We start from the raw sequence: 23,645 nt of genomic DNA, 5'->3' as shown, positions 1-23,645 counted from the left end.
ACCCAACCTACATCTACATCTAAATATAATTAAAAAAGTAAATTGATAGCTTCTTAAATCATTATGGAAAACATTACCATTCAAGTTGACCCAGAAATTGCCAAAGCATACCGAGAAGCAGAACCAGAAAAACAGCAAAAAATCCAAATGTTTTTGAAAACCATGCTGCAAAAAGCAGTCAGTGAAAAACCACTCTTAGACATCATGGAAGCAGCGAGTCAACAAGCAATTGCTAACGGAATCACCCCAAAAATTTTAGAATCAATTCTCAATGATGAAAACTAACAATAAAAATCCTGCTATACTAAAAACCAGAAATCACCCTAATAATTAAATTATGATTATCCATAAAATTATCCAAGAATTAGAACAAATTCCAGAAGAAAAACTAGCAGAAATTTATAACTTAATCCACTATTTCCGCGTAGGATTAAATCAAACAAAACCTCAACCCAGAACACCAGGAATACTAACAGGAAAACTCAGCGACACCTTTTTTGATCCTCTACCTGAAGAAGAATTGCAACAATGGGAATAAATTATCTGATTGATACCCATATTTTATGATGGTGGTTTTTTGATGATCCTAAACTTGATAGATCATGCCGAGAAATAATTAAAAATCCTGATCATTGTATTTTTGTCAGTAGCGTATCCCCTTGGGAAATAGCCACTAAATACCGTATTGGTAAACTACCTGAAGCAAAAGACATATTACCAATCTATCCACAACTCTTAATTCAATCACAATTTATTGAACTAAATATTAATTCCAATCATGCTATTAGAGCAGGTACTTTACCTATAGATCATCGAGATCCTTTTGATCGTATGATTATGGCTCAAGCCGAAATTGAAAAAATGCCAGTTATCACTTATGATCAAGCATTTCATACAGGATTGATTGAAGTAATTCCTAATCCTGCAAATCCTTAAATCCTGTACATCCTGATATGGCTTACGCCACGCTACGCTATCAGACAAAAAAAAGCGGGCTAACCGCTATTACATGGTTAACCCGTTCAGCTTTGGGAACGCGCAGAGAAATTATTATTGCAATACCAACTTGACATTGGCGTTTTGCAGACCGCGCTGTTTTACTTCAGCCAAAGTCTTGTTAACGGCGTATTTTTGGTTAATAGAGTTGATCAACTCGGTTTGGTTGTGCTTCTTAGCAACACCCCACAAGTCAGCAATGAGGTCAAAAGAACCGTCACTGTTGCGAGACCAACCTAAATCGTACTCGCCTTCCAATACAGCAACGATGTCCGAACGTACACGCTGACCGTTATAACCACGAACATCAGCTTCGGTCTTGACGCTGATACCTAAGTCGCGCAAAGAAGACTTAAGGATTTCGGCATCGGTGATCTTGGTACGCAGAGTGCTAAAGTGAGACATTTGGGTTTCCTCCAATGAGAAGATTGATGAGAAAAACGACAACGGTTTCTTTTCAGCCAAGCCGCATTGATTGGGAGCGGCTTTTTTCTTCTAAACTGTTAGCTTTGTAGCTAACCTTTCCCCCCTGACATTGCAGGAGAAAGCTTTTAAAACTCCATGCGCTGATATTCAGCGACGGAGGATGCTGCTGGTCTAGCACGCTGTCTGGCCCAGTCTCTTAAAGCTGTGACCTGTTCTTGCATCGTTCGTGACAGTGGCAAAGTAGACTTCAATGCAGCAATAATATCTAATTGGGTGAACTCCCGATCTTGGGCGAAAGCTTCATACATCGCCGCCACAATCGCTTGTTCAATTTCTGCCCCAGAAAAGCCGTCTGACATTTTTGCTAGTTGTTCCAGATCAAATCTAGCAATATCTTCCCGCCGTTTGGTCAGGTGAATACCGAAGATATCCTGACGTTCTTCAGATGTGGGCAGATCCACAAAGAAAATTTCATCAAAGCGACCTTTCCTCAAAAACTCCCCAGGTAGGCGTTCCACGCGGTTAGCAGTCGCCATTACAAACACTGGAGATTTCTTTTCTTGCATCCAGGTGAGGAAAGAACCAAAAATTCTATTCGATGTCCCCCCATCAGAATCACCAGAACCGCCACTACCCGCGAAAGATTTATCCAATTCGTCGATAAACAGAATCGTTGGGGAAATTGATTCTGCTGTTTTTAGGGCGTTCCGCAGATTTGCTTCACTTCGACCCACCATTGAGCCGTCGTATACCCGCCCCATATCTAACCGCAAGATTGGTAAACCCCATAAACGGGAGGTAGTTTTGGCAATTAGTGACTTACCACAACCGGGAACACCGAGAATCAACATCCCCTTGGGTTGAGGCAAACCATACTCTCTCGCTCTTTCTGTAAAGGCGTTAGAGCGTTGTTTGAGCCACTTTTTCAATTCTTCCAAGCCACCAATAGCATCAATGGTTTCATCTTCTTCGATGTACTCTAAGATGCCATTGCGCCGAATCAGTTGTTTCTTCTCAGATAAAACTATATCTACTTCATCTTCCGTTAGTCGTCCGGTTGTTACCTGAGCCTTACGGTATACTTTTTCTGATTCGTCTTTAGTTAGACCTAAAGCTGCTCTGAGAAGTTTTTCTCGCGCCTCGGTGGTTAGTCGTCGGCCACGATGCTGTTCTTGGTGGTTTGTTAAAACTTTGTTCAACTCAACCATATCTGGTAGTTGGAAGTCTAGGACAACAACTTCTTTTTCCAGTTCAATAGGAACTTGCTGCATAGGAGACATCAGAATGATGTTCTTTTGCATTCCCTTGAAACTAGCGATCGCATCCCGTAGCGATCTAGTTGTTGCTGGCGCATCAATAAATGGATGTAAATCTTTAAGAATAAATATACCGGGTTCTTTCTGGCGAATAATCCACTCAATCGCCGCTTCTGGAGAAACTGTATTATGTTGAGTTGTATTCCGGGGTTGACCGTACTCAATGATACCGTGAGTTACAGTCCAAACATATACCCGGCGTTGTGGCTTTAACAATTGAGCGATTGTGGAAATTGCTTGCTCTGCCCGCTCTTCCTCGGAGGTCACAAGGTAGATTAGAGGGTATTGAGCTTGAATTAAAATATTGAGCTCTTCTTTCATACAATCGACCTACTTGAGACCTTATAAAGACAGTACAGTCATCGCTTTTGATAAAGACAACAGAAAAACTTCTTCTTCATAATTCCTACCTAGCAAGGAACCAATTCTTCCTCACCCTTCGGATGGGTTTCCTCTTGTTCCATTTCATCAATGGACAGATGCTCTTGACCAATTATTCCCGGTTGATTGCCCAGAGCTACTAATTCCCCATCACGTAATATTAGTGAACTTTCACAGGTAGGACAAGAATAAACTCTATGTGTTCGCCCATATAAAGACGCTTCTACTTCTTCGACTAATTCTGAATTTGTCAGGTAGAAATTGAGAGCGCGTTCTGCAAGTTCTGACATCGGCTCCGAATCAACTGCTGATCGAATTTTCAATCTTCTGTGCAGTTCAGGCGATAGATACAAAGTAACCTTTTGCTTAGTTTGCATATAACTCATTAACGGTCTTACCCGGGTATGTAACTAACGTTATCGGCTTCTTGATTCCTTGTCAAGATGGAAAAACGTTTTAACGGCTATTTTGTTACATTTCTTAATAATATTAGTTAGCAATTAGCCACCACATCATTAAACTGAGTGATTTATGTCACAATTAATCTGGTAGAGAAAACGGGGCAAAAAAGAGCAAGGGTGCAGGGGGAGATGAATTTTCCTCTCTGCCTCTTCTTTGATTGCACTGTCCGGAAATTGGGTAAAGGGTGTAATTATGTTTACTGCTGCCGTCAAAACCTGTAATTTGAGGCGAGTAATTGTGGCGCTAGTTTCTGGTGTTGGCACAGCAATGATTTTCTCAAGTTGTAGTGCTACTAGCTTCCCAACCTCCAAACTGACATGGGAGACTTACCACAATTCCCGTTATGGTTTTGAGTTTCCCTATCCCAGCAATTGGACTTCTGTCGCACCTCCAGACAATAACGATGGAGTTACCTTCGTGTCACCACAAAACCAAGATGCCGAAATTCGCGCTTGGGCAGGAAATCAATTACCAGAGTCAATTACCCAAGACCCAAAGACCATAAAAACGATAGACGAGAATTTTCAAACTGCTCAAGGAGTCTCTGGGGTGCTGGTGGTAGAAGTGGGAGAAGAGGTAAGTTCCATGCAATTGACCATCACTCAAGGCCAAGTGAAATATTATTGGCAAGGGAAAAGCAACAGCAAAGAATTTCGATATCGCTATCAGTTGTTTTACTACATTGCCCAGCAATATAAAATTCGTAATTCTTAATTCATAATTCGTAATAGTACCTACGGCAGGTTACCGCCAACGTAATTCATAATTCGTAATTGAGAAAACTTTTCCCCTTCCAATCCCCAGAATTAATGAGCGAGAGGGGACACAAACCTGATAGATTTAGCTATCAGCGAGTAAAAACTGGTAAAAATGAAAGTCCTGGTTATTGGTGGCGATGGGTATTGCGGTTGGGCAACAGCACTCTACCTTTCTAATCAAGGTTATGAAGTTGGAATTTTAGACAGTTTAGTGAGGCGGCATTGGGATAACGAACTGGGTGTTAACACACTTACCCCAATCGCACCCATTCAGCAACGCCTCCAGCGCTGGCAAGATTTAACTAGTAAATCTATCGACCTGTTCATCGGTGATATTACTAACTACGAATTTCTGCACAAATCCTTACACCAATTTCAGCCAAATGCCATAGTGCATTTTGGTGAACAACGTTCAGCACCATTTTCCATGATTGACCGCGATCATGCAGTTCTGACTCAGGTAAATAATGTAGTCGGTACATTAAACTTGCTGTATGCCATGCGGGAAGATTTCCCAGATTGTCATTTGGTGAAGTTGGGGACAATGGGTGAATATGGGACACCCAATATCGACATTGAAGAAGGTTACATCACGATTGAACACAACGGACGCAAAGATACTCTACCCTATCCTAAGCAGCCCGGTTCCATGTATCACTTAAGCAAAGTCCATGATAGCCATAATATTCACTTTGCTTGTCGGATTTGGGGATTGCGGGCAACAGACTTAAATCAAGGCATAGTTTACGGCGTTCTCACCGAAGAAACGGGGCTGGACGAACTGTTAATTAACCGCCTTGATTACGATGGTGTCTTTGGGACTGCACTCAACCGTTTCTGTATCCAAGCTGCAATTGGACATCCTCTGACTGTCTATGGGAAAGGTGGACAAACTCGCGGATTTTTAGATATTCGGGATACAGTGCGATGTATTGAATTAGCGATCGCTAACCCTGCACAACCTGGAGAATTCCGCGTATTTAACCAATTTACTGAATTATTCAGCGTTGGTGACTTGGCAATGATGGTGAAAAAAGCTGGCAATGCTATGGGATTGAATATAGACATCAATCACATTGACAACCCCAGAATCGAAAAAGAAGAACATTACTTCAACGCCAAAAACACAAAACTGCTAGATTTAGGCTTAGAACCTCACTATCTCTCAGATTCTTTACTTGATTCACTGTTAAACTTTGCTGTCAAGTATCAGGAACGAGTTGATAATCAGCAAATTTTGCCTAAAGTCTCTTGGCATAGAAAATAACTGGGAATAGGGAATAGGGAATAAATAGGCAGGGGGCAGGGGGCAGGGTGCAGGGGGCAGGAGGCAGGAGGCAGGGGGCAGGAGGCAGGGGGTTGAATTAAAATATTGAGCTCTTCTTTCATACAATCGACCTACTTGAGACCTTATAAAGACAGTACAGTCATCGCTTTTGATAAAGACAACAGAAAAACTTCTTCTTCATAATTCCTACCTAGCAAGGAACCAATTCTTCCTCACCCTTCGGATGGGTTTCCTCTTGTTCCATTTCATCAATGGACAGATGCTCTTGACCAATTATTCCCGGTTGATTGCCCAGAGCTACTAATTCCCCATATCTAAATATAATTAAAAAAGTAAGCGTAGCCGATAGCGTAGCGTGGCGTATGACTCCTACGTCGTCACGCAAGCTATAGCCATACGGGGGCAGGGGGCAGTAGATAATTATTTCTCCCCACCTCCCCACCTCCCCACCTCCCCACCTCCCCATCTCCCCATCTCCCCACCTCCCCATCTCCCCACCTCTCTACCTCCAGTCTTCTATTCATATGAGAATTGCCCTATTCACCGAAACTTTCTTACCCAAAGTTGATGGAATTGTGACGCGTCTACGTCACACAGTTGACTATTTACAACGTCATGGAAATCAAGTGTTAGTGATTGCCCCAGAAGGTGGGATCACTGAACATAAAGGAGCGAAAGTTTACGGCGTTACTGGCTTTCCTTTGCCTCTGTATCCAGAGCTAAAAATAGCACTACCTCGTCCAGCTATTGGTTATGCTTTAGAACAGTTTCAGCCGGATATTATTCATGTTGTCAATCCCGCTGTTTTGGGATTATCGGGGATTTTTTACAGTAAAGTCTTGAAAATTCCTTTGGTGGCTTCTTACCATACCCACTTGCCCCAATATCTGCAACATTACGGTTTAGGAATGTTAGAAGGATTACTATGGGAATTACTCAAAAGCGCTCATAATCAAGCAGAGTTAAATTTGTGTACATCCACAGCGATGGTGGAGGAATTATCAGGACATGGGATTGAACGGGTAGATTTATGGCAGAGAGGAGTTGATACAGAATTATTTCATCCTGATTTAGCAAGTGTCGAAATGCGATCGCGTCTATCCCAGAATCATCCAGAAAGCCCCTTACTTTTGTATGTAGGCCGTCTTTCCGCTGAAAAAGAAATTGAGCGGATTAAACCGATTTTACAAGCCATTCCTGGTGCGCGGTTGGCCTTGGTAGGAGATGGTCCCCACCGTCAAGCACTGGAAAAACATTTTGCCGGCACAAATACTTATTTTGTTGGTTATCTGATAGGAAAAGAGTTAGGTTCTGCCTTTGCTAGTGCTGATGCCTTTATTTTTCCTTCCCGGACAGAAACACTGGGATTAGTGCTGCTAGAAGCAATGGCAGCTGGGTGTCCAGTCGTAGCCGCCCGTTCTGGGGGAATTCCTGATATTGTTACAGATGGGGTAAATGGGTATCTTTTTAAACCGACAGCAGATATTCAAGAAGCTATTAATGCTACAGTGCGTTTATTACAAGAGCAACAAGAAGTTACCCAAATCCGTAAAAATGCCCGCAGAGAAGCGGAAAATTGGGGATGGGCAGCTGCTACCCGTCAATTACAAGATTATTATCAAAAGGTGATAGGGAATAGAGAATAGGGAAGCCAGAGGAAAATTAATCGACTTTTGACTTTGACTAATGACTAATGACTAATGACTAATGACTAATGACTAATGACTAATGACTAATGACTAATGACTAATGACTAATGACTAATGACTAATGACTAATGACTAATGACTAATGACTAATGACTAATGACTAATGACTAATGACTAATGACTAATGACTAATGACTAATGACTAATGACTAATGACTAATGACTAATGACTAATGACTAATGACTAATGACTAATGACTAATGACTAATGACTAATGACTAATGACTAATGACTAATGACTAATGACTAATGACTAATGACTAATGACTAATGACTAATGACTAATGACTAATGACTAATGACTAATGACTAATGACTAATGACTAATGACTAATGACTAATGACTAATGACTAATGACTAATGACTAATGACTAATGACTAATGACTAATGACTAATGACTAATGACTAATGACTAATGACTAATGACTAATGACTAATGACTAATGACTAATGACTAATGACTAATGACTAATGACTAATGACTAATGACTAATGACTAATGACTAATGACTAATGACTAATGACTAATGACTAATGACTAATGACTAATGACTAATGACTAATGACTAATGACTAATGACTAATGACTAATGACTAATGACTAATGACTAATGACTAATGACTAATGACTAATGACTAATGACTAATGACTAATGACTAATGACTATTTTTAATTATTTATGACACTCCCTAACGCCGGTAGCGTCTTGGCAACATTAACTGAACTTACTCAAGTTAATCGCACCCACACCCTACTCAGTCGAGTCAAAGATCTCTCTGTTAACGAATTTGTTTGCTTACTTGATTTCATTACAGCTGAGTTTCAGCAATTTCTCAGAGCTATTGATTTAATCAATAATGAAGCTCTAGAAAGTATGTTGGAAAAAGTTCTAGAAGCCATTACACTCAAAATTGGTCAAATTCTCCAAGCCGAACATACAGCCATTTTTTTAGTTGATTATGATAAGGCTCAACTATGGTCAAAAGTTCCCCAGAATAATAGCCAAAAATTCCTAGAAATACGCACTCCCTTAAATGTGGGTATTCCTGGTCATGTTGCGACTACAGGTCAATATCTCAACATAGCCCAAACCTCTACTCACCCTCTTTTTAGCCCAGAATTAGAAAGACAAATGGGCTATAAAATCCGCAATCTTTTATGTATGCCAGTTGTGAGTAGTAAAAAGCAAACTGTAGCTGTAGTGCAACTAGCAAATAAGGCTGGAAATGTTCCTTTTGATCAAGATGATGAAGAGTCATTTCGAGACTTTGCTTCTTCTATTGGTATTATCTTAGAAAGTTGTCAATCTTTTTATGTAGCGGCTCGCAATCAGCGCGGGGCAACGGCTTTATTGCGTGCGACTCAGACATTAGGGCAAAGTTTGGATTTAGAGGTGACTTTGCAAATAGTGATGGAACAAGCCCGGATTTTAATGCAAGCAGACCGCAGTGCGCTGTTTTTGTATCGTAAAGAAATGGGGGAACTATGGACGAAGGTAGCAGCAGCTGATGGTAAAAACTTGATTGAAGTCCGTATCCCTTCTAATCGCGGTATTGCTGGCTATGTGGCTTCTACTGGTCAAGCGCTGAATATCCCGGATGCTTATCAAGACCCTCGCTTTGACCCGACTACAGATCAAAAGACTGGGTATGTAACTCGCAATATTTTGTGTTTACCAGTATTTAATTCAGCTAATGAATTGATTGGAGTGACACAGTTAATTAATAAGCAACAAGGTAGTTTTTCTACTTCTGATGAAGAATTCATGCGGGCTTTTAATATTCAAGCGGGAATTGCTTTGGAAAATGCCCGGTTATTTGAAAACGTATTGCTAGAAAGACAATATCAAAAAGATATTCTCCAGAGTTTGTCAGATGCTGTAATTTCTACAGATATGCAAGGTCAAATTGTCACCATTAATGATGCAGCGCTGGAGTTAATTGGTTGTCCTTTGAAGGCAGCTAACAGAATTACTAATAAACTGTTGTGGAAGCAAAATTTGCTTGGTCGTAAAGTTTGGGAGGTTATGCCAATTGAAAATCTGCAAATGCGGCTGGAAGATAGTTTAAAACATGGGTCTAGGCATTATGTCCCAGAGCAAAGTTTGCTAGTAGGATTGTCTGAATTAGAGAATGGTGAAACTCAAAACTCAAAAGTCAAAACTCAGAAGTTAATTTTGGCGGTGCGCGATCGCCAGAACCCAGATATTTTTATTCCTTGGAATCAACTCCTGACTCCCCAGTCTGAGTTACTCAGTTCTAGTGTGGTGAAAGAGTTAGAACGCAGTATCAATCTCACCGTCAATCCCTTGACTAATCCAGAAGGTGGAGTCAGAGGTGGTTTAGTGGTATTGGAAGATATCAGTCGGGAAAAACGCCTCAAAAGCACCATGTACCGCTATCTGACTCCTCATGTAGCCGAGCAAGTTATGGCGCTGGGAGAAGATACTTTAATGGTAGGTGAGCGCAAAGAAGTAACCATCTTGTTCTCTGATATCCGAGGTTACACAACGCTGACAGAAAACTTGGGAGCAGCTGAGGTGGTATCGCTGCTGAATCAATATTTTGAAACAATGGTGGAGTCAGTTTTTCAATATGAAGGAACTTTAGATAAATTTATTGGTGATGCTTTAATGGCGGTATTTGGAGCGCCGTTACCGCTGACTGAAAATCATGCCTGGCGAGCAATACAGTCAGCATTGGATATGCGCCACCGATTGGAAGAATTTAACCAAAGACGGATTATGCAGGCGCAGCCTCAAATCCATATTGGCATTGGGATTAGTTCTGGGGAAGTAGTTTCCGGGAATATCGGTTCTCGCAAACGGATGGACTATACGGTGATTGGCGATGGGGTGAATTTGAGTTCCCGCTTGGAAGGTGTTACGAAGGAATATGGTTGTGATATTATTTTGAGCGAATTTACTTATAATTTGTGCAGCGATCGCATTTGGGTGCGACAACTAGATAAAATTCGCGTCAAAGGTAAACATCAGGCGGTATATATTTATGAATTAATTGGCGATCGCTCTATTCCCCTTGATGCTAACACCGAAGAGTTTTTGTTTCATTATCATGCTGGACGCACTGCTTATTCCTCCCGCAACTTTTCTCAAGCGATCGCCAGCTTTGAAGCCGCTAAACGCATCCGACCCTTAGACCAAGCCCTGAATACCCACCTAGAACGAGCCTATAATTATCAGCAAATACAACCTCCCGATTCTTGGGATGGTGTTTGGACAATGATCACTAAATAGTCATTGGTTATTGGTCATTGGTTATTGGTCATTGGTCATTGGTCATTGGAGAAAAACCAATCCCCGCGTCCCCGCGTCCCCATCTCCCCAGTCAAGAATCCTTAGTTTAATCTTCAGCTTCAGAGCCGTTGTTTGGTGAGGGACTTTCACCGATTTTGAGTTGTTTTTTCGTGCGTTTTAATTCCTTCCACATGGCCTTGATTTGCTCATAAGCTTCATCTGGTGGCAATTTTCCACCTGTTTCTAAGTTGCAGATGTAACTTACTCGCTGGGCAAATTCCTGTAGATTGGCATTAAAAACCAAGTTTTCTGGCTTTACATGACCGTAGTAGCGACCACGAGGATAGAGAAAATCATCTTTACTCACCATTTTTTTCTCCATGTATTCAAATCTGCCCCTGATTTTCAAAGTTTGCAGCAGAATCACTAGCAATTATTATCTCTATTTTGTCAGATCAAGAGAAAGCAAATTATTAGACGGTGCTTATAGGGAAGTTGTGGAGCAATTGGTTAATACCAGCTTTAACAACATCTATAGAGTTATCAGTTACTAATAAGCAAGCTGTAAAAAGTTTATGTTTAGCTATCCAAAGCTATTGACTAGCGATTGATCGCCCGCTATACATCTTTCCTCATAAAAGATTGCTATTTCCCAAAGGAGGTGAGTCTACTACAGCTTCAATTTGTTTAAAGGTTTTATTTTACATCGGAAACACTAGCTAATCAAGCCATAATATATACTTTTTTGACATGATTGCAAATTTTTTTTGACTAAAAATCACAATAAATCAAGTTTAAAAACCGGAATTTCCGGACAAAATAAGATTTCCTGGACAAAAATGTTTGATTTTAGATAATTTCCGCAATTTTTCTCCATTTGCCTCTAATCATTAATCGCCAAATGATCACTCATGGCCAATGGCTAATAACTAAAGATAAAATGGTGGAGCTTGAAACCATGCCTAGAAATGTGTCTACCAAAATGTCTATTAATTCCAAGCTATACGAAGGCAAAGCAAAAATCATCTACAGCACAGACGAACCTGAAGTCTTGTTGGCTGATTTCAAAGATGATGCTACTGCATTTAATGCCCAAAAACGTGGCAGTATTCAGGGTAAAGGAAGTATAAATTGCACTATTTCTAGTAAGTTGTTTCAACAGTTAGAAGTGCATGGAATCAAGACTCACTACATTGATAGTCCTGCTCCAAATCAAATGCGGGTACGCTCCGTGAAAATTGTACCCTTGGAAGTAGTTGTCAGAAATATTGCCGCTGGTAGTCTGTGTCAGCAAACAGGACTGCAACTAGGTACAGTTCTGCCACAGCCTTTGGTAGAGTTTTATTACAAAGACGATAAATTAGGAGATCCTCTGTTAACACGCGATCGCATATTCCTGTTGGCATTAGCCACTGCGGAACAAGTTGATCGCATTACTCATCTTGCATTGCAAATCAACGAGTTTCTTCAGGGTTTTTGGCAAAGCTGCGGTATCACCTTAGTAGACTTTAAACTTGAATTTGGTTTGGACTCACAACAGCAAATACTTTTGGCAGATGAAATTAGCCCCGACACCTGCCGTTTGTGGGACATAACAGAAGAAGATCCTAATCGCAGGGTAATGGACAAAGACCGCTTTCGCAGAGACATGGGGAATGTAGAAAATGCCTACCAGGAGGTTTTACAAAGGGTTTTAAAAGTCGTAGACAGCAGAAATCTTTGAATTTTGAATTTTGAATTTTGAATTTTTAATTCCGCATTTGCGGAATGCCTTAAAGAAAAGAGAAGCGGTATGTGTGGTAGTGAAGAGGAATATGAGTAAAATGCGTTTATCTCCTGTATTGCTGGCAGCGATGCCCTTGGCGAGTGTAGCTATCGCCTTTGCGGCTCCTTTGAATAGTTCCCTGAGAGCAAATGCACAAACTGCTAATGGTGTCAATCAAACAACAGAAGTTTCTACCCTAGAAACAACCCAGCCGCTAAAACAGGAATCTGGTCAGAGTGATGAAAACCAAGTATCTCAACCCAAACCAACAGCAGTAGTTATAGAGACGAAATCTCATCATTCTTCTACAAATGTTACAGCCTTAATAAATAACTCGGCATCGATAGCGGAACCAGAGGTAATTATACCCAATCCAACAACGCCAAAAACTACTCAAGTTACCCAATCAGCTTTAAATCGCAACTTAGCACCAATAGACAAAGCAGAAGTAGTTATCTCCAATCAGACAGCGCCAACAACTACTCAAGTTACCCAATCAGCTTTAAATCGCAACTTAGCACCAATAGACAAAGCAGAAGTAGTTATCTCCAATCAGACAGCGCCAACAACTACTCAAGTTACCCAATCAGCTTTAAATCGCAACTTAGCACCAATAGACAAAGCAGAAGTAGTTATCTCCAATCAGACAGCGCCAACAACTACTCAAGTTACCCAATTAGCTTTAAATCGCAACTTAGCACCGATAGACAAACCAGAATTAATTATATCCACCACGACAGCGCCGAAAACTGCTCAAGTCCCTCAGCAAGCGCCCAATCCTAGGACTACTCCCAGTCAGGAAAATGTCAATCCACCCACAGCAGAACCTCGTGTGCTGGTGTCAGAAGTAGCGATTACATCTCAAACGGGAACAATCTCACCAGAACTGGAAAGCGAAGTTTACAAAGTCATTCGTACCCAACCAGGACAAACAACTACTCGCTCCCAACTGCAAGAAGATATTAATGCGATCTTTGGTACAGGCTTTTTCTCCAACGTGCAAGCAATTCCAGAAGATACTCCTTTGGGGGTGCGGGTGAGTTTTGTTGTTGCTCCTAACCCAGTTCTGAGTAAGGTCCAAGTTGAAGCTAATCCGGGTACTGGTGTTGCTTCTGTAATTCCTGCTAACACTGTAGATGAAATCTTCCGCGATCAGTATGGCAAAATCTTGAATTTGCGGGACTTACAAGAAGGTGTTAAAAAATTAACTAAGCAGTATCAAGATAAAGGTTATGTGTTGGCTAACGTAATTGGAGCGCCCAAAGTCTCAGAAGATGGAGTTGTTACCCTACAAGTAGCAGAAGGGGTAGTGGAGAATATCAAAGTCCGTTTCCGCAGTAAAGACGGTCAGGAAACAGACGATAAAGGACAACCAATTCGGGGACGGACTAAGGAATATATCATTACAAGGGAATTGGAATTAAAGCCAGGACAAATATTCAACCGCAACATAGTTCAAAAAGACATACAACGAGTATTTGGACTGGGATTGTTTGAAGATGTGAATGTCTCCCTTGACCCTGGTACTGACCCCAGTAAGGTGGATGTAGTATTAAATGTGGCTGAACGTAGTAGCGGCTCAATTGCGGCTGGTGCGGGGATTAGTTCCGCGAGTGGGTTATTTGGGACTATTAGCTATCAGCAGCAAAATTTGGGAGGTAGAAACCAAAAATTAGGCACTGAGATCCAGCTAGGAGAGAGAGAACTGCTGTTTGACCTTCGCTTTACAGACCCTTGGATTGCGGGTGATCCTTACCGAACTTCTTATACAGCCAATATTTTCCGCCGTCGCTCAATTTCGTTGATTTTTGATGGCAAAGATGAAAATATTGAAACCTTTGATCCAAACAATATCACTAATCAAGATAAGCAAGATCGTCCCCGGATTACCCGTTTAGGTGGTGGTATCTCCTTTACCCGCCCTCTTTCCCCCAATCCCTACGAAAAGTCAGATTGGATTGCTTCAGCTGGCTTGCAGTATCAACGGGTTTCTGGCCGTGATGCTGATGGCGATCTCAGAAAGCAAGGTGCAGTATTTGATGATAATGGTAATATCATCAGCCCATTAGTTCCCCTGACTCAATCGGCAACAGGGGAAGACGATTTATTATTAGTGCAACTGGGCGCACAACGCGATCGCCGTAATAATCCTTTACAACCCAGCAGCGGTTCTTACCTCCGCGTCGGAGTTGATCAGTCTGTACCGATAGGACAAGGCAACATTTTTCTAACCAGAGTCAGGGGTAATTACAGTCAATATTTACCCGTGAAATTCCTCAGTTTTGGGAAAGGCACACAAACCCTAGCATTTAACCTTCAAGGCGGCACAGTCTTGGGTGACTTACCTCCCTACGAGGCCTTCACTCTTGGTGGTAGCAATTCTGTCCGGGGTTACGATGAAGGCAGATTAGCTTCTGGACGCAGTTATGTGCAAGCATCTGTCGAGTATCGCTTCCCCGTTTTCTCTGTAGTTAGTGGCGCTCTATTTTTGGATTATGGTAGTGACCTGGGAACTAGTACCAGAGCAGCTGAAGTGTTAAATAAAAATGGTAGTGGCTACGGTTATGGTCTGGGTGTGCGTGTACAGTCACCATTGGGGCCAATTCGCATAGATTATGGTATGAGCGATGATGGCGATAGCCGCATCAATTTTGGAATTGGGGAAAGGTTTTAAATTGGTCATTGGTCATTGGTCATTAGTCATTGGTCATTGGTCATTAGTCATTGGTCATTGGTCATTGGTCATTGGTCATTGGTCATTGGTCATTGGTCATTGGTCATTGGTCATTGGTCATTGGTCATTGGTCATTGGTCATTGGTCATTGGTCATTGGTCATTGGTCATTGGTCATTGGTCATTGGTCATTGGTCATTGGTCATTGGTCATTGGTCATTGGTCATTGGTCATTGGTCATTGGTCATTGGTCATTGGTCATTGGTCATTGGTCATTGGTCATTGGTCATTGGTCATTGGTCATTGGTCATTGGTCATTGGTCATTGGTCATTGGTCATTGGTCATTGGTCATTGGTCATTGGTCATTGGTCATTGGTCATTGGTCATTGGTCATTGGTCATTGGTCATTGGTCATTGGTCATTGGTCATTGGTCATTGGTCATTGGTCATTGGTCATTGGTCATTGGTCATTGGTCATTGGTCATTGGTCATTGGTCATTGGTCATTGGTCATTGGTCATTGGTCATTGGTCATTGGTCATTGGTCATTGGTCATTGGTCATTGGTCATTGGTCATTGGTCATTGGTCATTGGTCATTGGTCATTGGTCATTGGTCATTGGTCATTGGTCATTGGTCATTGGTCATTGGTCATTGGTCATTGGTCATTGGTCATTGGTCATTGGTCATTGGTCATTGGTCATTGGTCATTGGTCATTGGTCATTGGTCATTGGTCATTGGTCATTGGTCATTGGTCATTGGTCATTGGTCATTGGTCATTAGTCATTGGTCATTTTCTCCCCCTCTCCGCGTCCCCAATTATCTTGACTAAAAGAACTTGCCAATTTTCACCTTTGCCTTAATACTATTCCCCATACAGGCTTAAATCAGGGTTTCTACTAAAGATAAAAAATGAGCAGTACAAACCGAAATATATCGGCTTTTCGCCTATGCACCAACACACTTTAGCAGGGGAAATTACCCAAAGGGGTGTGGGGCTGCATAGTGGGGTGAGTACCCATGTACGGATACTACCAGCTGAGGTGGGAAGCGATCGCTATTTTGTCCGGGTGGATTTGCCAAATTCGCCGATTATTCCCGCCCAAGTTGCAGCAGTTAGTCAGACTCAGCTTTCAACTCAGTTGGGTGAAGGTGAGGTCAGTGTCCGCACTGTAGAGCATTTGTTAGCAGCTTTGGCGGCTATGGGTGTAGATAATGCCCGCATTGAAATTGATGGTCCAGAAGTACCACTTTTAGATGGTTCGGCTCAGGTATGGACTCAAAGCATTGCTGCTGTGGGTTTGGTATCACAGCCCGTCAGTGATGCACAAACACTGATAACGATTAAAGAACCAATTTGGGTTTATCAAGGTGATGCTTTTACCTGCGCCCTCCCCGCAGCAGAAACTCGGTTTAGTTATGGTATTGACTTTGAGTTACCTGCTATTGGTAATCAATGGTATAGTTGGTCACTAATTACCGATTTAGAAAATACTGGAAATACTGAAAACACTTTTGTTACAGAAATTGCTCCAGCCCGTACCTTTGGGTTATTGCATCAAATTGAATATCTCCAAAAGTCAGGATTAATCAAAGGTGGTAGCTTGGATAATGCTCTAGTTTGTGGGGCTGAAGGTTGGCTAAATCCACCCTTAAGATTTGAAAATGAGCCAGTACGTCATAAAATCTTAGATTTAGTGGGAGATATGAGCTTGTTGGGTAAATTTCCTATTGCTCACTTCTTGGCTTACAAAGCCAGTCATAATTTACACGTGCAACTGGCACAAAAAATTTTAGAATTAATCTAGAATTCAAACCTACTCAAGATTATTCACAGTTACTGATTTCACTAAGAATTAGTAATTACATATCACGAATTAGAAATTACCCATGTCAACTCTTACCCAAGCTAACTCTACTGACGTGACTACAACCCAAGGAGATAATCAAAATAGCAACACATCTGAGATTAAAACAACGTTCACGATTGAAGAGATTCAGCAACTATTACCTCACCGTTATCCGTTTTTACTGGTAGATAAAATTATTGACTATGTTCCAGGTAAATTGGCAGTGGGGGTAAAAAATATTACTTTCAATGAACCCCAATTTCAAGGGCATTTTCCCGGACGCTCACTGATGCCTGGTGTACTAATTGTGGAAGCAATGGCACAAGTAGGCGGAATTGTCATGACGCAAATGTCCGATTCACCTGGTGGTCTGTTCGTGTTTGCTGGGATTGATAAAGTCCGTTTCCGTCGTCAAGTAGTACCAGGAGATCAGCTTGTGATGACGGTGGAACTGTTGTGGGTAAAACAACGTCGTTTCGGTAAAATGCAAGGTCGAGCCGAGGTTGACGGACAACTAGCTGCTGAAGGGGAATTAATGTTTTCTTTAGTTAGCTAAAAGTCTTTGCTTATTGGTCATTAGTCATTGATTTTTAGTGTTAAAAAACTGACGATTGATCACATAGTATTTACTGATTTTCGCTACCCTTTTTTCAAGACACTACGCCCTCACACATAAATTGTTTTGCTGAACCTTTTTGTTCAGTAAATATTTAATACACAGCACTCAGTTCTGGAGAGTCACCTTTGAAAACGCTTATTCATCCAACTGCGGTAATACATCCTAACTCGGAACTCCACTCTACAGTGCAAGTCGGCGCTTATGCTGTGATTGGAGCGAATGTCACAGTCGGCGCGGAAACTGTGATTGGCGCTCATGCAGTGCTAGAGGGGCCGTGTGAAATTGGGGCGCGAAATCATATTTTTCCTGGTGCAGCTATTGGTATGGAACCCCAGGATCTCAAGTATGTGGGAGAACCAACTTGGGTAAAAATTGGGGACAATAATTCTATTCGGGAATACGTGACTATTAACCGCGCTACCGGTCGAGGTGAAGCGACGGTGATTGGAAATGGTAATCTACTTATGGCTTATGTTCATGTGGGTCATAACTGCTTGATTGAGGACTCGGTGGTAATTGCTAACTCTGTGGCTTTAGCGGGTCATGTTCACATTGAGTCAAGAGCTAGATTAAGCGGTGTTTTGGGTGTCCATCAATTTGTACATATCGGTGGTATGGCTATGGTGGGCGGTATGGCACGCATTGACCGAGATGTTCCTCCTTATATGTTGGTTGAGGGTAATCCTTCGAGAGTGCGATCGCTCAATCTGGTGGGTCTAAAACGCTCAGGAATGCCCACAAAAGACTTCCAAATCCTCAAAAAAGCTTTCCGCATTCTCTACCGTTCTAATTTCCTTTTTAAAGATGCTTTGGCAGAGTTGGAACAAATCGGAAATACTGAACAATTAGAACACTTACGCCGTTTTTTACTCCTTTCGCAAATGTCAGGAAGACGCGGTTTGATTCCCGGAAAAGGGCGAAAAAGCACTAGTGATGAGTCGTGATTTAGTTCCTTCATCATTAGTTGGATTAGGGATTATTCGACATATTCCCTAATCACTGGAAGAAGAATATGGATTAATTGAACCGCAAAGACGCGTTCGCCTTAGCGTTGCGAAGCAAAGAGCGCGTTCGTCGAAGACGTTCCGAAGGAAAGGAAGAAAGAAAGAAGAAGGAAGAAGGAAGAGGAAGAGGAAGAGAGCAAGAACACAACATCTAAAATTGAAATGCGTATATTTATCAGTACGGGTGAAGTCTCTGGCGATTTGCAGGGATCACTTTTAATTGCTGCACTTCAGCGTCAAGTTGCAGCTATGGGTTTGAAGTTGGAAGTTGTGGCTTTGGGTGGGGAGAAGATGTCCGCCGCCGGAGCGACTATTTTGGGCAATACTAGCGGTATTGGCTCGATGGGTATTATTGAGGCTCTACCTTACTTTATACCTACTGTTCAGGTACAACGCCAAGCGATCGCTTATCTGAAGCAAAATCCACCTGATTTGGTGGTGCTGATTGACTACATGACTCCCAATATCGGGATTGGTAGTTATATGGAGCAGCATTTTCCTGATGTGCCTATTGTGTATTACATTGCACCGCAAGAGTGGGTGTGGTCAACGAGTTTTGAGAGAACGAAGCGGATTATTAGCTTTACAGATAAGCTATTGGCGATTTTTCCCGAAGAAGCCCGTTATTATCAGGAGAAAGGGGCTAACGTTAATTGGGTTGGTCATCCGTTGATTGATCGGCTGGAAAATACTCCTAGTCGGGAAGCAGCACGGACAAGTTTGGGAATTAAAGGGGAACAGATTGCTGTTGCTCTTTTGCCAGCTTCTCGTCAACAAGAATTAAAATATCTATTACCAGCAATTTTCCAAGCTGCTCAAAATATCCAATCTAAATTACCAGAAACCCATTTTTGGATTCCTCTATCTTTGGAAACATTTAGACAACCTATTGAGAAAGCCATTCAAGATTACGGGTTACGAGCTACAGTTGTATCAGGTCAACAACAAGAAGTTTTTGCAGCGGCTGATTTTGCAATTACTAAATCTGGAACTGTCAATTTAGAATTAGCTTTGTTAAATGTACCGCAAGTAGTTGTTTATCGCCTTAATACCATTACTGCTTGGATTGCGCGTAATGTTCTTAAAGGTTCGATTCCCTTTGCTTCCCCAGTGAATTTAGTTGTGATGCGGGAAATTGTGCCAGAATTGTTACAAGAGCAAGCCACAGCCGAGAATATTACTCAAGCAGCGATGGAATTGTTATTAAATCCTGAGCGCAAACAGCAAACTTTGGCAGATTATCAGGAAATGCGGCGATGTTTGGGAGAAGTGGGTGTATGCGATCGCGCCGCCAAGGAAATTCTACAAATGCTACCCAATTAGAATTTTTTGATGAGGAATTAGTCAGGGAAAATAAATATAAAAGACCGATAGCTGTTGATTTATTTGCTGGTGCTGGGGGAATGACTCTTGGTTTTGAACAAGCGGGATTTGATGTTCTTGCAGCAGTGGAAATTGATCCTGTTCATTGTGCAGTTCACGAATTTAATTTCCCTTTTTGGCAAATTTTTTGTAAAAGTGTCGTTGAAATTACCGGAGAAGAAATTAGAAAATCATCTAAAATTAAAAATAAAGAAATTGATGTCGTCTTTGGTGGTCCACCCTGTCAAGGATTTTCTTTAATCGGTAAACGGCTGTTAGATGATCCGCGAAATAGTTTGGTTTTTAATTATATTCGTTTGGTTCTGGAGTTACAGCCTAAGTTTGTAGTTCTAGAAAATGTTAAAGGGATGACTGTAGGTAAACACCAGAATTTTCTTTTAGAAATAATCTCTGAGTTTGAAAAAAATAATTATAAAGTTTGCAAAGATTATCAAGTTTTAAATGCAGCTAATTATGGAGTCCCACAAAACCGAGAAAGATTGTTTTTGTTAGCTTGTCGTCAAGATTTAGATTTACCGAATTATCCCCAACCAATTACCACACCTATTAAAAAAAAGAAAAATATTAATAATCAGCTTTTATTAACTCCTACTGTAAAAAAAGCACTACAAGATTTACCAATAATTGAAAATTATCCAGAATTATATGAGCAAGATTGGATATTAGCAGATTTTGGTAAAAGCAGCAGATATGTTAAACGACTAAATAGTTTTAATTCTAAGTTTCAGAACTATGGTTATAAACGTATTTATGATCCAAAAATGCTCACTTCTAGTTTAAGAACAAAACATACAGAAGCATCAATTCAAAGATTTACAGAGACTTTACCAGGAAAAATTGAACCCATTAGCCGCTTTTATAAACTTGATTATAAAGGTATTTGCAACACATTAAGAGCCGGAACTGCTAGTAATAAAGGTGCATTTACTTCTCCCCGTCCCATTCATCCATTTATTCCCAGATGTATCACTGTGCGGGAAGCAGCACGTTTACATTCTTATCCTGACTGGTTTAGATTTCATGTGACAAAATGGCATGGTTTTAGACAAATTGGTAATTCTGTTCCTCCTTTATTAGCGAAAGCTATAGCATCAGAAATTATTAAAGCTTTGAATATAGAACCGTCTAGACCTAGAATAATTAAAAATCTGGGAAATGAGAGTTTATTACATTTTAATATGTCGGAAGCAGCTAAATATTATGATGTGAATGCAGATATTATTGAACCTAGAATCAAAAAGAAATGTGATAATTCAGAAGGGGCGTATTGCAATACGCCCCTACAGGAGTCCAAATAAACAAAACCAACCATGATTAAATCTAGGCATGGATTATAGAATTTAAATACGTTTAAACTGGGATTTAATGGATACTTTCTTGGCAGTTGCTATAATTTTATACAAATGAAATTTTTTTAAGATGATCTGGATCTGAATATGTTAAATAACCATCAAGTGATTGATAAATGTCTGAAATTACTTTCTCAAGGTTTATATCCTTATGTTGAACAGAAAATGAGATTAGTGTATGGTAATCAATGGCTTACTCAAGCTGGACAATGTTTGTCTCCAGATACAAATTTAAAACGAACTACAGAAGAAAGTTTACAGCAAGATATATCATCACTACTTTCTGTGATGACAAAAAGATGGGATAAAGCATTTAAAGATAAAGAGCGTTTATCTAATACTGAAAGGGCATTTGCAAGTGAAATTATTCAGATTCGCAATAAATGGGCGCATAATACACCATTTTCTACCGAAGATGCTTATCGCGCTATAGATAGTATTCATCGTTTATTGCAAGCTATTGAAGCCGAAGAAGCGCAAGAGGTTGAAAAATATAAACAAAAAATTTTTCAAGCTTTAGTACAAGAGCAAAATCGTAGTCAAAAACGAACACAACAACTATCTACTCAAGAAATAAGAATTAAGGAACGTTTAGCAGGAATTCTTAACGATATTCCTTTTGAAGATGTTACTTTGTTAGAAAGATCGTTAACTCATCGTTCTTATGCCTATGAAAATAGAATCAATAAAGATAATGAACAATTAGAATTCTTAGGAGATTGTATTTTAGGTTTTTTAGCAGGTGCTTATATTTATGAATTGTACGGGGATATTTCTGAAGGTGAATTAAGTAAATTAAAAGAGCGACTAGTTGATAATCCCCAATTATCAAAATTAGCTAATCAATTAAATTTGGGACAATGGATATTATTAGGAAAAGGAGAAAAATTACAAGATGGTAGCAAAAAAGAATCTCTATTGAGTAACACTTTTGAAGCTATTATTGGTGCGTACTATCTGGATTCTGGTATCCAAGCAGTCCAAGAAATAGTATATCCTTTATTTGAATCAGTAGGTGAGGATAAAATTCCTGAAAATATCAGTTTAGAGAATTTAGAAAATGCTAAAGGATTATTACAACAATACGCTCAAAAAAATGGATTTGATATTCCTGAATATACGACTATTCAAGAAACTGGAACAGATCACAACAAAGAGTTTACTGTTCAAGTTGAAATAGGAGGTAATATTTGTGGTCAAGGAAAAGGTAAGAGAAAGAAAGACGCTCAACAACAAGCAGCGGCCAATGCTTTGGAGAAACTCGGAGTAAAAGGATATGGCACTTAACGATTTCAGAGCAGTATTTCTTCCCTATTGCCTTCAGAAACAACCTGATGGAAGATATGTAGTTCTTAATAGGCGATACAAACCACTGGGTTTTAATACCAGAGAACATATCGAGTATGAAGACTATCCTATTTGTGTTAAATTGAAAGGTATAAGTTCAGCAACGGCAGAAAAACTATCGTGGAATTGTGATTCAAATACAGACATAATTTATCTGTACAACGATGGTTGTTTTCCAACAAAAAGTCCTGAAGATATGAAAAATTATCTTAAACGCTTAGAGATATTGGCAAAACTTAAAGTTGATTCGTGAGGTAATAGCAATTAGTGTCTGCAAAAGATATATTTCACGAAGCAGTAAAAAAGGCTTTACAAAAAGAGCAGTGGTTGATTACAGATGATCCACTCAAATTTAAATTTGGCAACGTCAAATTTAACATAGATTTAGGTGCTGAGAAATTAATTACTGCTGAAAGAGAAAGTGATAAAATAGCAGTAGAAATTAAGAGTTTTGTTAATCCTTCGGCTATTACAGACTTTTATGCTGCTTTAGGTCAGTTTCTCAGCTATCGTCTGGCTTTAGAAGCTCTTGAACCAGATCGTATACTATATATGGCAGTTCCATTTGAAGTTTATCAAACCTTTTTTCAGCTTGAATTTACACAAATTGCACTAAAAAGGTATCAAGTGTTATTAGTAGTATATGAACCAGATAATGAGGTGATTGTAGAATGGATAACATAGCCAAATATCGAGAATACATTCAAACATTACTCACAAATTACGCCAAAAACGATATTTCCACCGACGAAGTAGATGTGGAACTCATCTTTGATACAAAACGTGACCATTACCAGTGGATGAACGTTGGTTGGGAACATTTAAATCGTGTTTATATGACTGTGATTCACTTCGATATTAAAAACGGCAAAATTTGGTTACAACAGAATTTAACAGAAGAAAATCCAGCAGAAGATTTAGTAAAAATGGGTGTTCCCAGAGAAGATATCGTCCTGGGTTTACATCCTCCTTATAAACGTCCCTATACAGATTATGGAGTGGCTTAGAGGATGTTTTAAACGGAGCAATTTATCAATCTTTGCTAAACTGCTAATGGGT

General features: G+C 40.3%; 23 protein-coding genes and 1 pseudogene. 19 read left to right on the top strand and 5 right to left on the bottom strand.

All coding sequences use genetic code 11. The annotated features are described in order from the left end of the window. Window positions 1-63: 63 nt before the first annotated feature. The 3 genes and pseudogenes from A9Y75_RS21885 to A9Y75_RS21875 all read left to right on the top strand — a co-directional run. The gene (locus A9Y75_RS21885) at window positions 64-285 is read left to right on the top strand and encodes a hypothetical protein (RefSeq protein WP_071191630.1); all 222 of its coding nucleotides are present in this window, start codon (window positions 64-66) and stop codon (window positions 283-285) included. 52 nt (window positions 286-337) lie between these two features. After that, complete coding sequence (locus tag A9Y75_RS21880) at window positions 338-538, top strand: hypothetical protein (RefSeq protein ID WP_071191629.1); 201 nt, start codon at window positions 338-340, stop codon at window positions 536-538. Window positions 539-582: 44 nt separating this feature from the next. Then, window positions 583-936 (top strand): annotated as a pseudogene (locus A9Y75_RS21875) (type II toxin-antitoxin system VapC family toxin); the annotation flags it as partial. Between the two features lie 114 nt (window positions 937-1,050). On the opposite strand, the gene A9Y75_RS21870 reads toward A9Y75_RS21875, so the two are convergent. The 3 genes from A9Y75_RS21870 to A9Y75_RS21860 all read right to left on the bottom strand — a co-directional run bounded on the left by A9Y75_RS21870 (window position 1,051) and on the right by A9Y75_RS21860 (window position 3,496). Next, window positions 1,051-1,401 carry a DUF1257 domain-containing protein gene (locus A9Y75_RS21870; protein WP_048868763.1) on the bottom strand — a complete coding sequence of 117 codons (351 nt, stop codon included), beginning with the start codon at window positions 1,399-1,401 and terminating at the stop codon, window positions 1,051-1,053. A 146-nt stretch (window positions 1,402-1,547) separates the two neighbouring features. Further along, window positions 1,548-3,059, bottom strand: a complete 1,512-nt coding sequence (locus A9Y75_RS21865) for an AAA family ATPase (RefSeq protein WP_071191628.1) — start codon at window positions 3,057-3,059, stop codon at window positions 1,548-1,550. An 89-nt stretch (window positions 3,060-3,148) separates the two neighbouring features. After that, entirely contained in the window at window positions 3,149-3,496 is a 348-nt protein-coding gene (locus A9Y75_RS21860) for a hypothetical protein (RefSeq protein WP_071191665.1), read from the bottom strand. A gap of 277 nt (window positions 3,497-3,773) precedes the next feature. On the opposite strand from A9Y75_RS21860, the gene A9Y75_RS21855 reads away from it, so the two are divergent. After that, window positions 3,774-4,295 carry a hypothetical protein gene (locus tag A9Y75_RS21855; protein WP_071191627.1) on the top strand — a complete coding sequence of 174 codons (522 nt, stop codon included), beginning with the start codon at window positions 3,774-3,776 and terminating at the stop codon, window positions 4,293-4,295. A 156-nt stretch (window positions 4,296-4,451) separates the two neighbouring features. Beyond that, the gene (locus A9Y75_RS21850) at window positions 4,452-5,606 is read left to right on the top strand and encodes an NAD-dependent epimerase/dehydratase family protein (protein ID WP_071191626.1); all 1,155 of its coding nucleotides are present in this window, start codon (window positions 4,452-4,454) and stop codon (window positions 5,604-5,606) included. Window positions 5,607-5,817: 211 nt separating this feature from the next. Here A9Y75_RS21850 and A9Y75_RS21845 read toward each other — a convergent pair whose 3' ends face one another. Further along, complete coding sequence (locus tag A9Y75_RS21845; RefSeq protein ID WP_071191625.1) at window positions 5,818-6,117, bottom strand: hypothetical protein; 300 nt, start codon at window positions 6,115-6,117, stop codon at window positions 5,818-5,820. A 34-nt stretch (window positions 6,118-6,151) separates the two neighbouring features. Here A9Y75_RS21845 and A9Y75_RS21840 point away from each other — a divergent pair, with 34 nt between their 5' ends. Together A9Y75_RS21840 and A9Y75_RS21835 are read left to right on the top strand one after the other, a co-directional pair. Further along, window positions 6,152-7,273: a glycosyltransferase family 1 protein gene (locus A9Y75_RS21840; protein WP_071191624.1), complete on the top strand. Its 1,122-nt coding sequence runs from the start codon at window positions 6,152-6,154 to the stop codon at window positions 7,271-7,273. A gap of 746 nt (window positions 7,274-8,019) precedes the next feature. Continuing rightward, entirely contained in the window at window positions 8,020-10,596 is a 2,577-nt protein-coding gene (locus tag A9Y75_RS21835; RefSeq protein WP_071191623.1) for a GAF domain-containing protein, read from the top strand. 106 nt (window positions 10,597-10,702) lie between these two features. Here A9Y75_RS21835 and A9Y75_RS21830 read toward each other — a convergent pair whose 3' ends face one another. Further along, the gene (locus A9Y75_RS21830; RefSeq protein WP_071191622.1) at window positions 10,703-10,978 is read right to left on the bottom strand and encodes a hypothetical protein; all 276 of its coding nucleotides are present in this window, start codon (window positions 10,976-10,978) and stop codon (window positions 10,703-10,705) included. Between the two features lie 600 nt (window positions 10,979-11,578). On the opposite strand from A9Y75_RS21830, the gene purC reads away from it, so the two are divergent. From purC to A9Y75_RS21770, 12 genes are all read left to right on the top strand, one after another. Continuing rightward, window positions 11,579-12,319 carry a phosphoribosylaminoimidazolesuccinocarboxamide synthase gene (purC, locus tag A9Y75_RS21825; RefSeq protein ID WP_071191664.1) on the top strand — a complete coding sequence of 247 codons (741 nt, stop codon included), beginning with the start codon at window positions 11,579-11,581 and terminating at the stop codon, window positions 12,317-12,319. 100 nt (window positions 12,320-12,419) lie between these two features. After that, the gene (locus A9Y75_RS21820) at window positions 12,420-15,035 is read left to right on the top strand and encodes a BamA/TamA family outer membrane protein (protein WP_071191663.1); all 2,616 of its coding nucleotides are present in this window, start codon (window positions 12,420-12,422) and stop codon (window positions 15,033-15,035) included. Window positions 15,036-15,099: 64 nt separating this feature from the next. Next, window positions 15,100-15,897: a hypothetical protein gene (locus A9Y75_RS29860; protein ID WP_236721492.1), complete on the top strand. Its 798-nt coding sequence runs from the start codon at window positions 15,100-15,102 to the stop codon at window positions 15,895-15,897. An 87-nt stretch (window positions 15,898-15,984) separates the two neighbouring features. Further along, entirely contained in the window at window positions 15,985-16,842 is an 858-nt protein-coding gene (lpxC, locus tag A9Y75_RS21810) for a UDP-3-O-acyl-N-acetylglucosamine deacetylase (protein WP_071191621.1), read from the top strand. Window positions 16,843-16,924: 82 nt separating this feature from the next. Next, entirely contained in the window at window positions 16,925-17,440 is a 516-nt protein-coding gene (gene fabZ / locus A9Y75_RS21805) for a 3-hydroxyacyl-ACP dehydratase FabZ (protein WP_071191620.1), read from the top strand. A gap of 188 nt (window positions 17,441-17,628) precedes the next feature. Further along, complete coding sequence (gene lpxA / locus A9Y75_RS21800; protein WP_071191619.1) at window positions 17,629-18,447, top strand: acyl-ACP--UDP-N-acetylglucosamine O-acyltransferase; 819 nt, start codon at window positions 17,629-17,631, stop codon at window positions 18,445-18,447. A 222-nt stretch (window positions 18,448-18,669) separates the two neighbouring features. Then, a complete protein-coding gene (gene lpxB, locus A9Y75_RS21795) occupies window positions 18,670-19,830 on the top strand; it encodes a lipid-A-disaccharide synthase (RefSeq protein WP_071191618.1) in 1,161 nt (386 codons plus the stop codon). After that, window positions 19,764-21,188: a DNA cytosine methyltransferase gene (locus tag A9Y75_RS21790; RefSeq protein ID WP_269086326.1), complete on the top strand. Its 1,425-nt coding sequence runs from the start codon at window positions 19,764-19,766 to the stop codon at window positions 21,186-21,188. Before lpxB ends, A9Y75_RS21790 begins: the two co-directional genes overlap by 67 nt. A 138-nt stretch (window positions 21,189-21,326) precedes the next feature. Continuing rightward, window positions 21,327-22,526: a ribonuclease III gene (rnc, locus tag A9Y75_RS21785; protein ID WP_071191617.1), complete on the top strand. Its 1,200-nt coding sequence runs from the start codon at window positions 21,327-21,329 to the stop codon at window positions 22,524-22,526. Then, the gene (locus tag A9Y75_RS21780; protein WP_071191616.1) at window positions 22,516-22,839 is read left to right on the top strand and encodes a hypothetical protein; all 324 of its coding nucleotides are present in this window, start codon (window positions 22,516-22,518) and stop codon (window positions 22,837-22,839) included. Before rnc ends, A9Y75_RS21780 begins: the two co-directional genes overlap by 11 nt. A gap of 14 nt (window positions 22,840-22,853) precedes the next feature. Further along, the gene (locus tag A9Y75_RS21775; protein WP_071191615.1) at window positions 22,854-23,270 is read left to right on the top strand and encodes a XisH family protein; all 417 of its coding nucleotides are present in this window, start codon (window positions 22,854-22,856) and stop codon (window positions 23,268-23,270) included. Beyond that, complete coding sequence (locus tag A9Y75_RS21770; protein WP_071191614.1) at window positions 23,258-23,593, top strand: XisI protein; 336 nt, start codon at window positions 23,258-23,260, stop codon at window positions 23,591-23,593. The genes A9Y75_RS21775 and A9Y75_RS21770 overlap by 13 nt, the downstream gene beginning before the upstream one ends. Window positions 23,594-23,645 lie beyond the last annotated feature (52 nt).

It is taken from the genome of Trichormus sp. NMC-1 (assembly GCF_001858025.1).
Taxonomy (GTDB): Bacteria; Cyanobacteriota; Cyanobacteriia; order Cyanobacteriales; family Nostocaceae; genus Anabaena.
The sequence above is the reverse complement of the archived record's forward strand: the minus strand, read 5'-3'. Positions and strand labels throughout refer to the sequence as shown.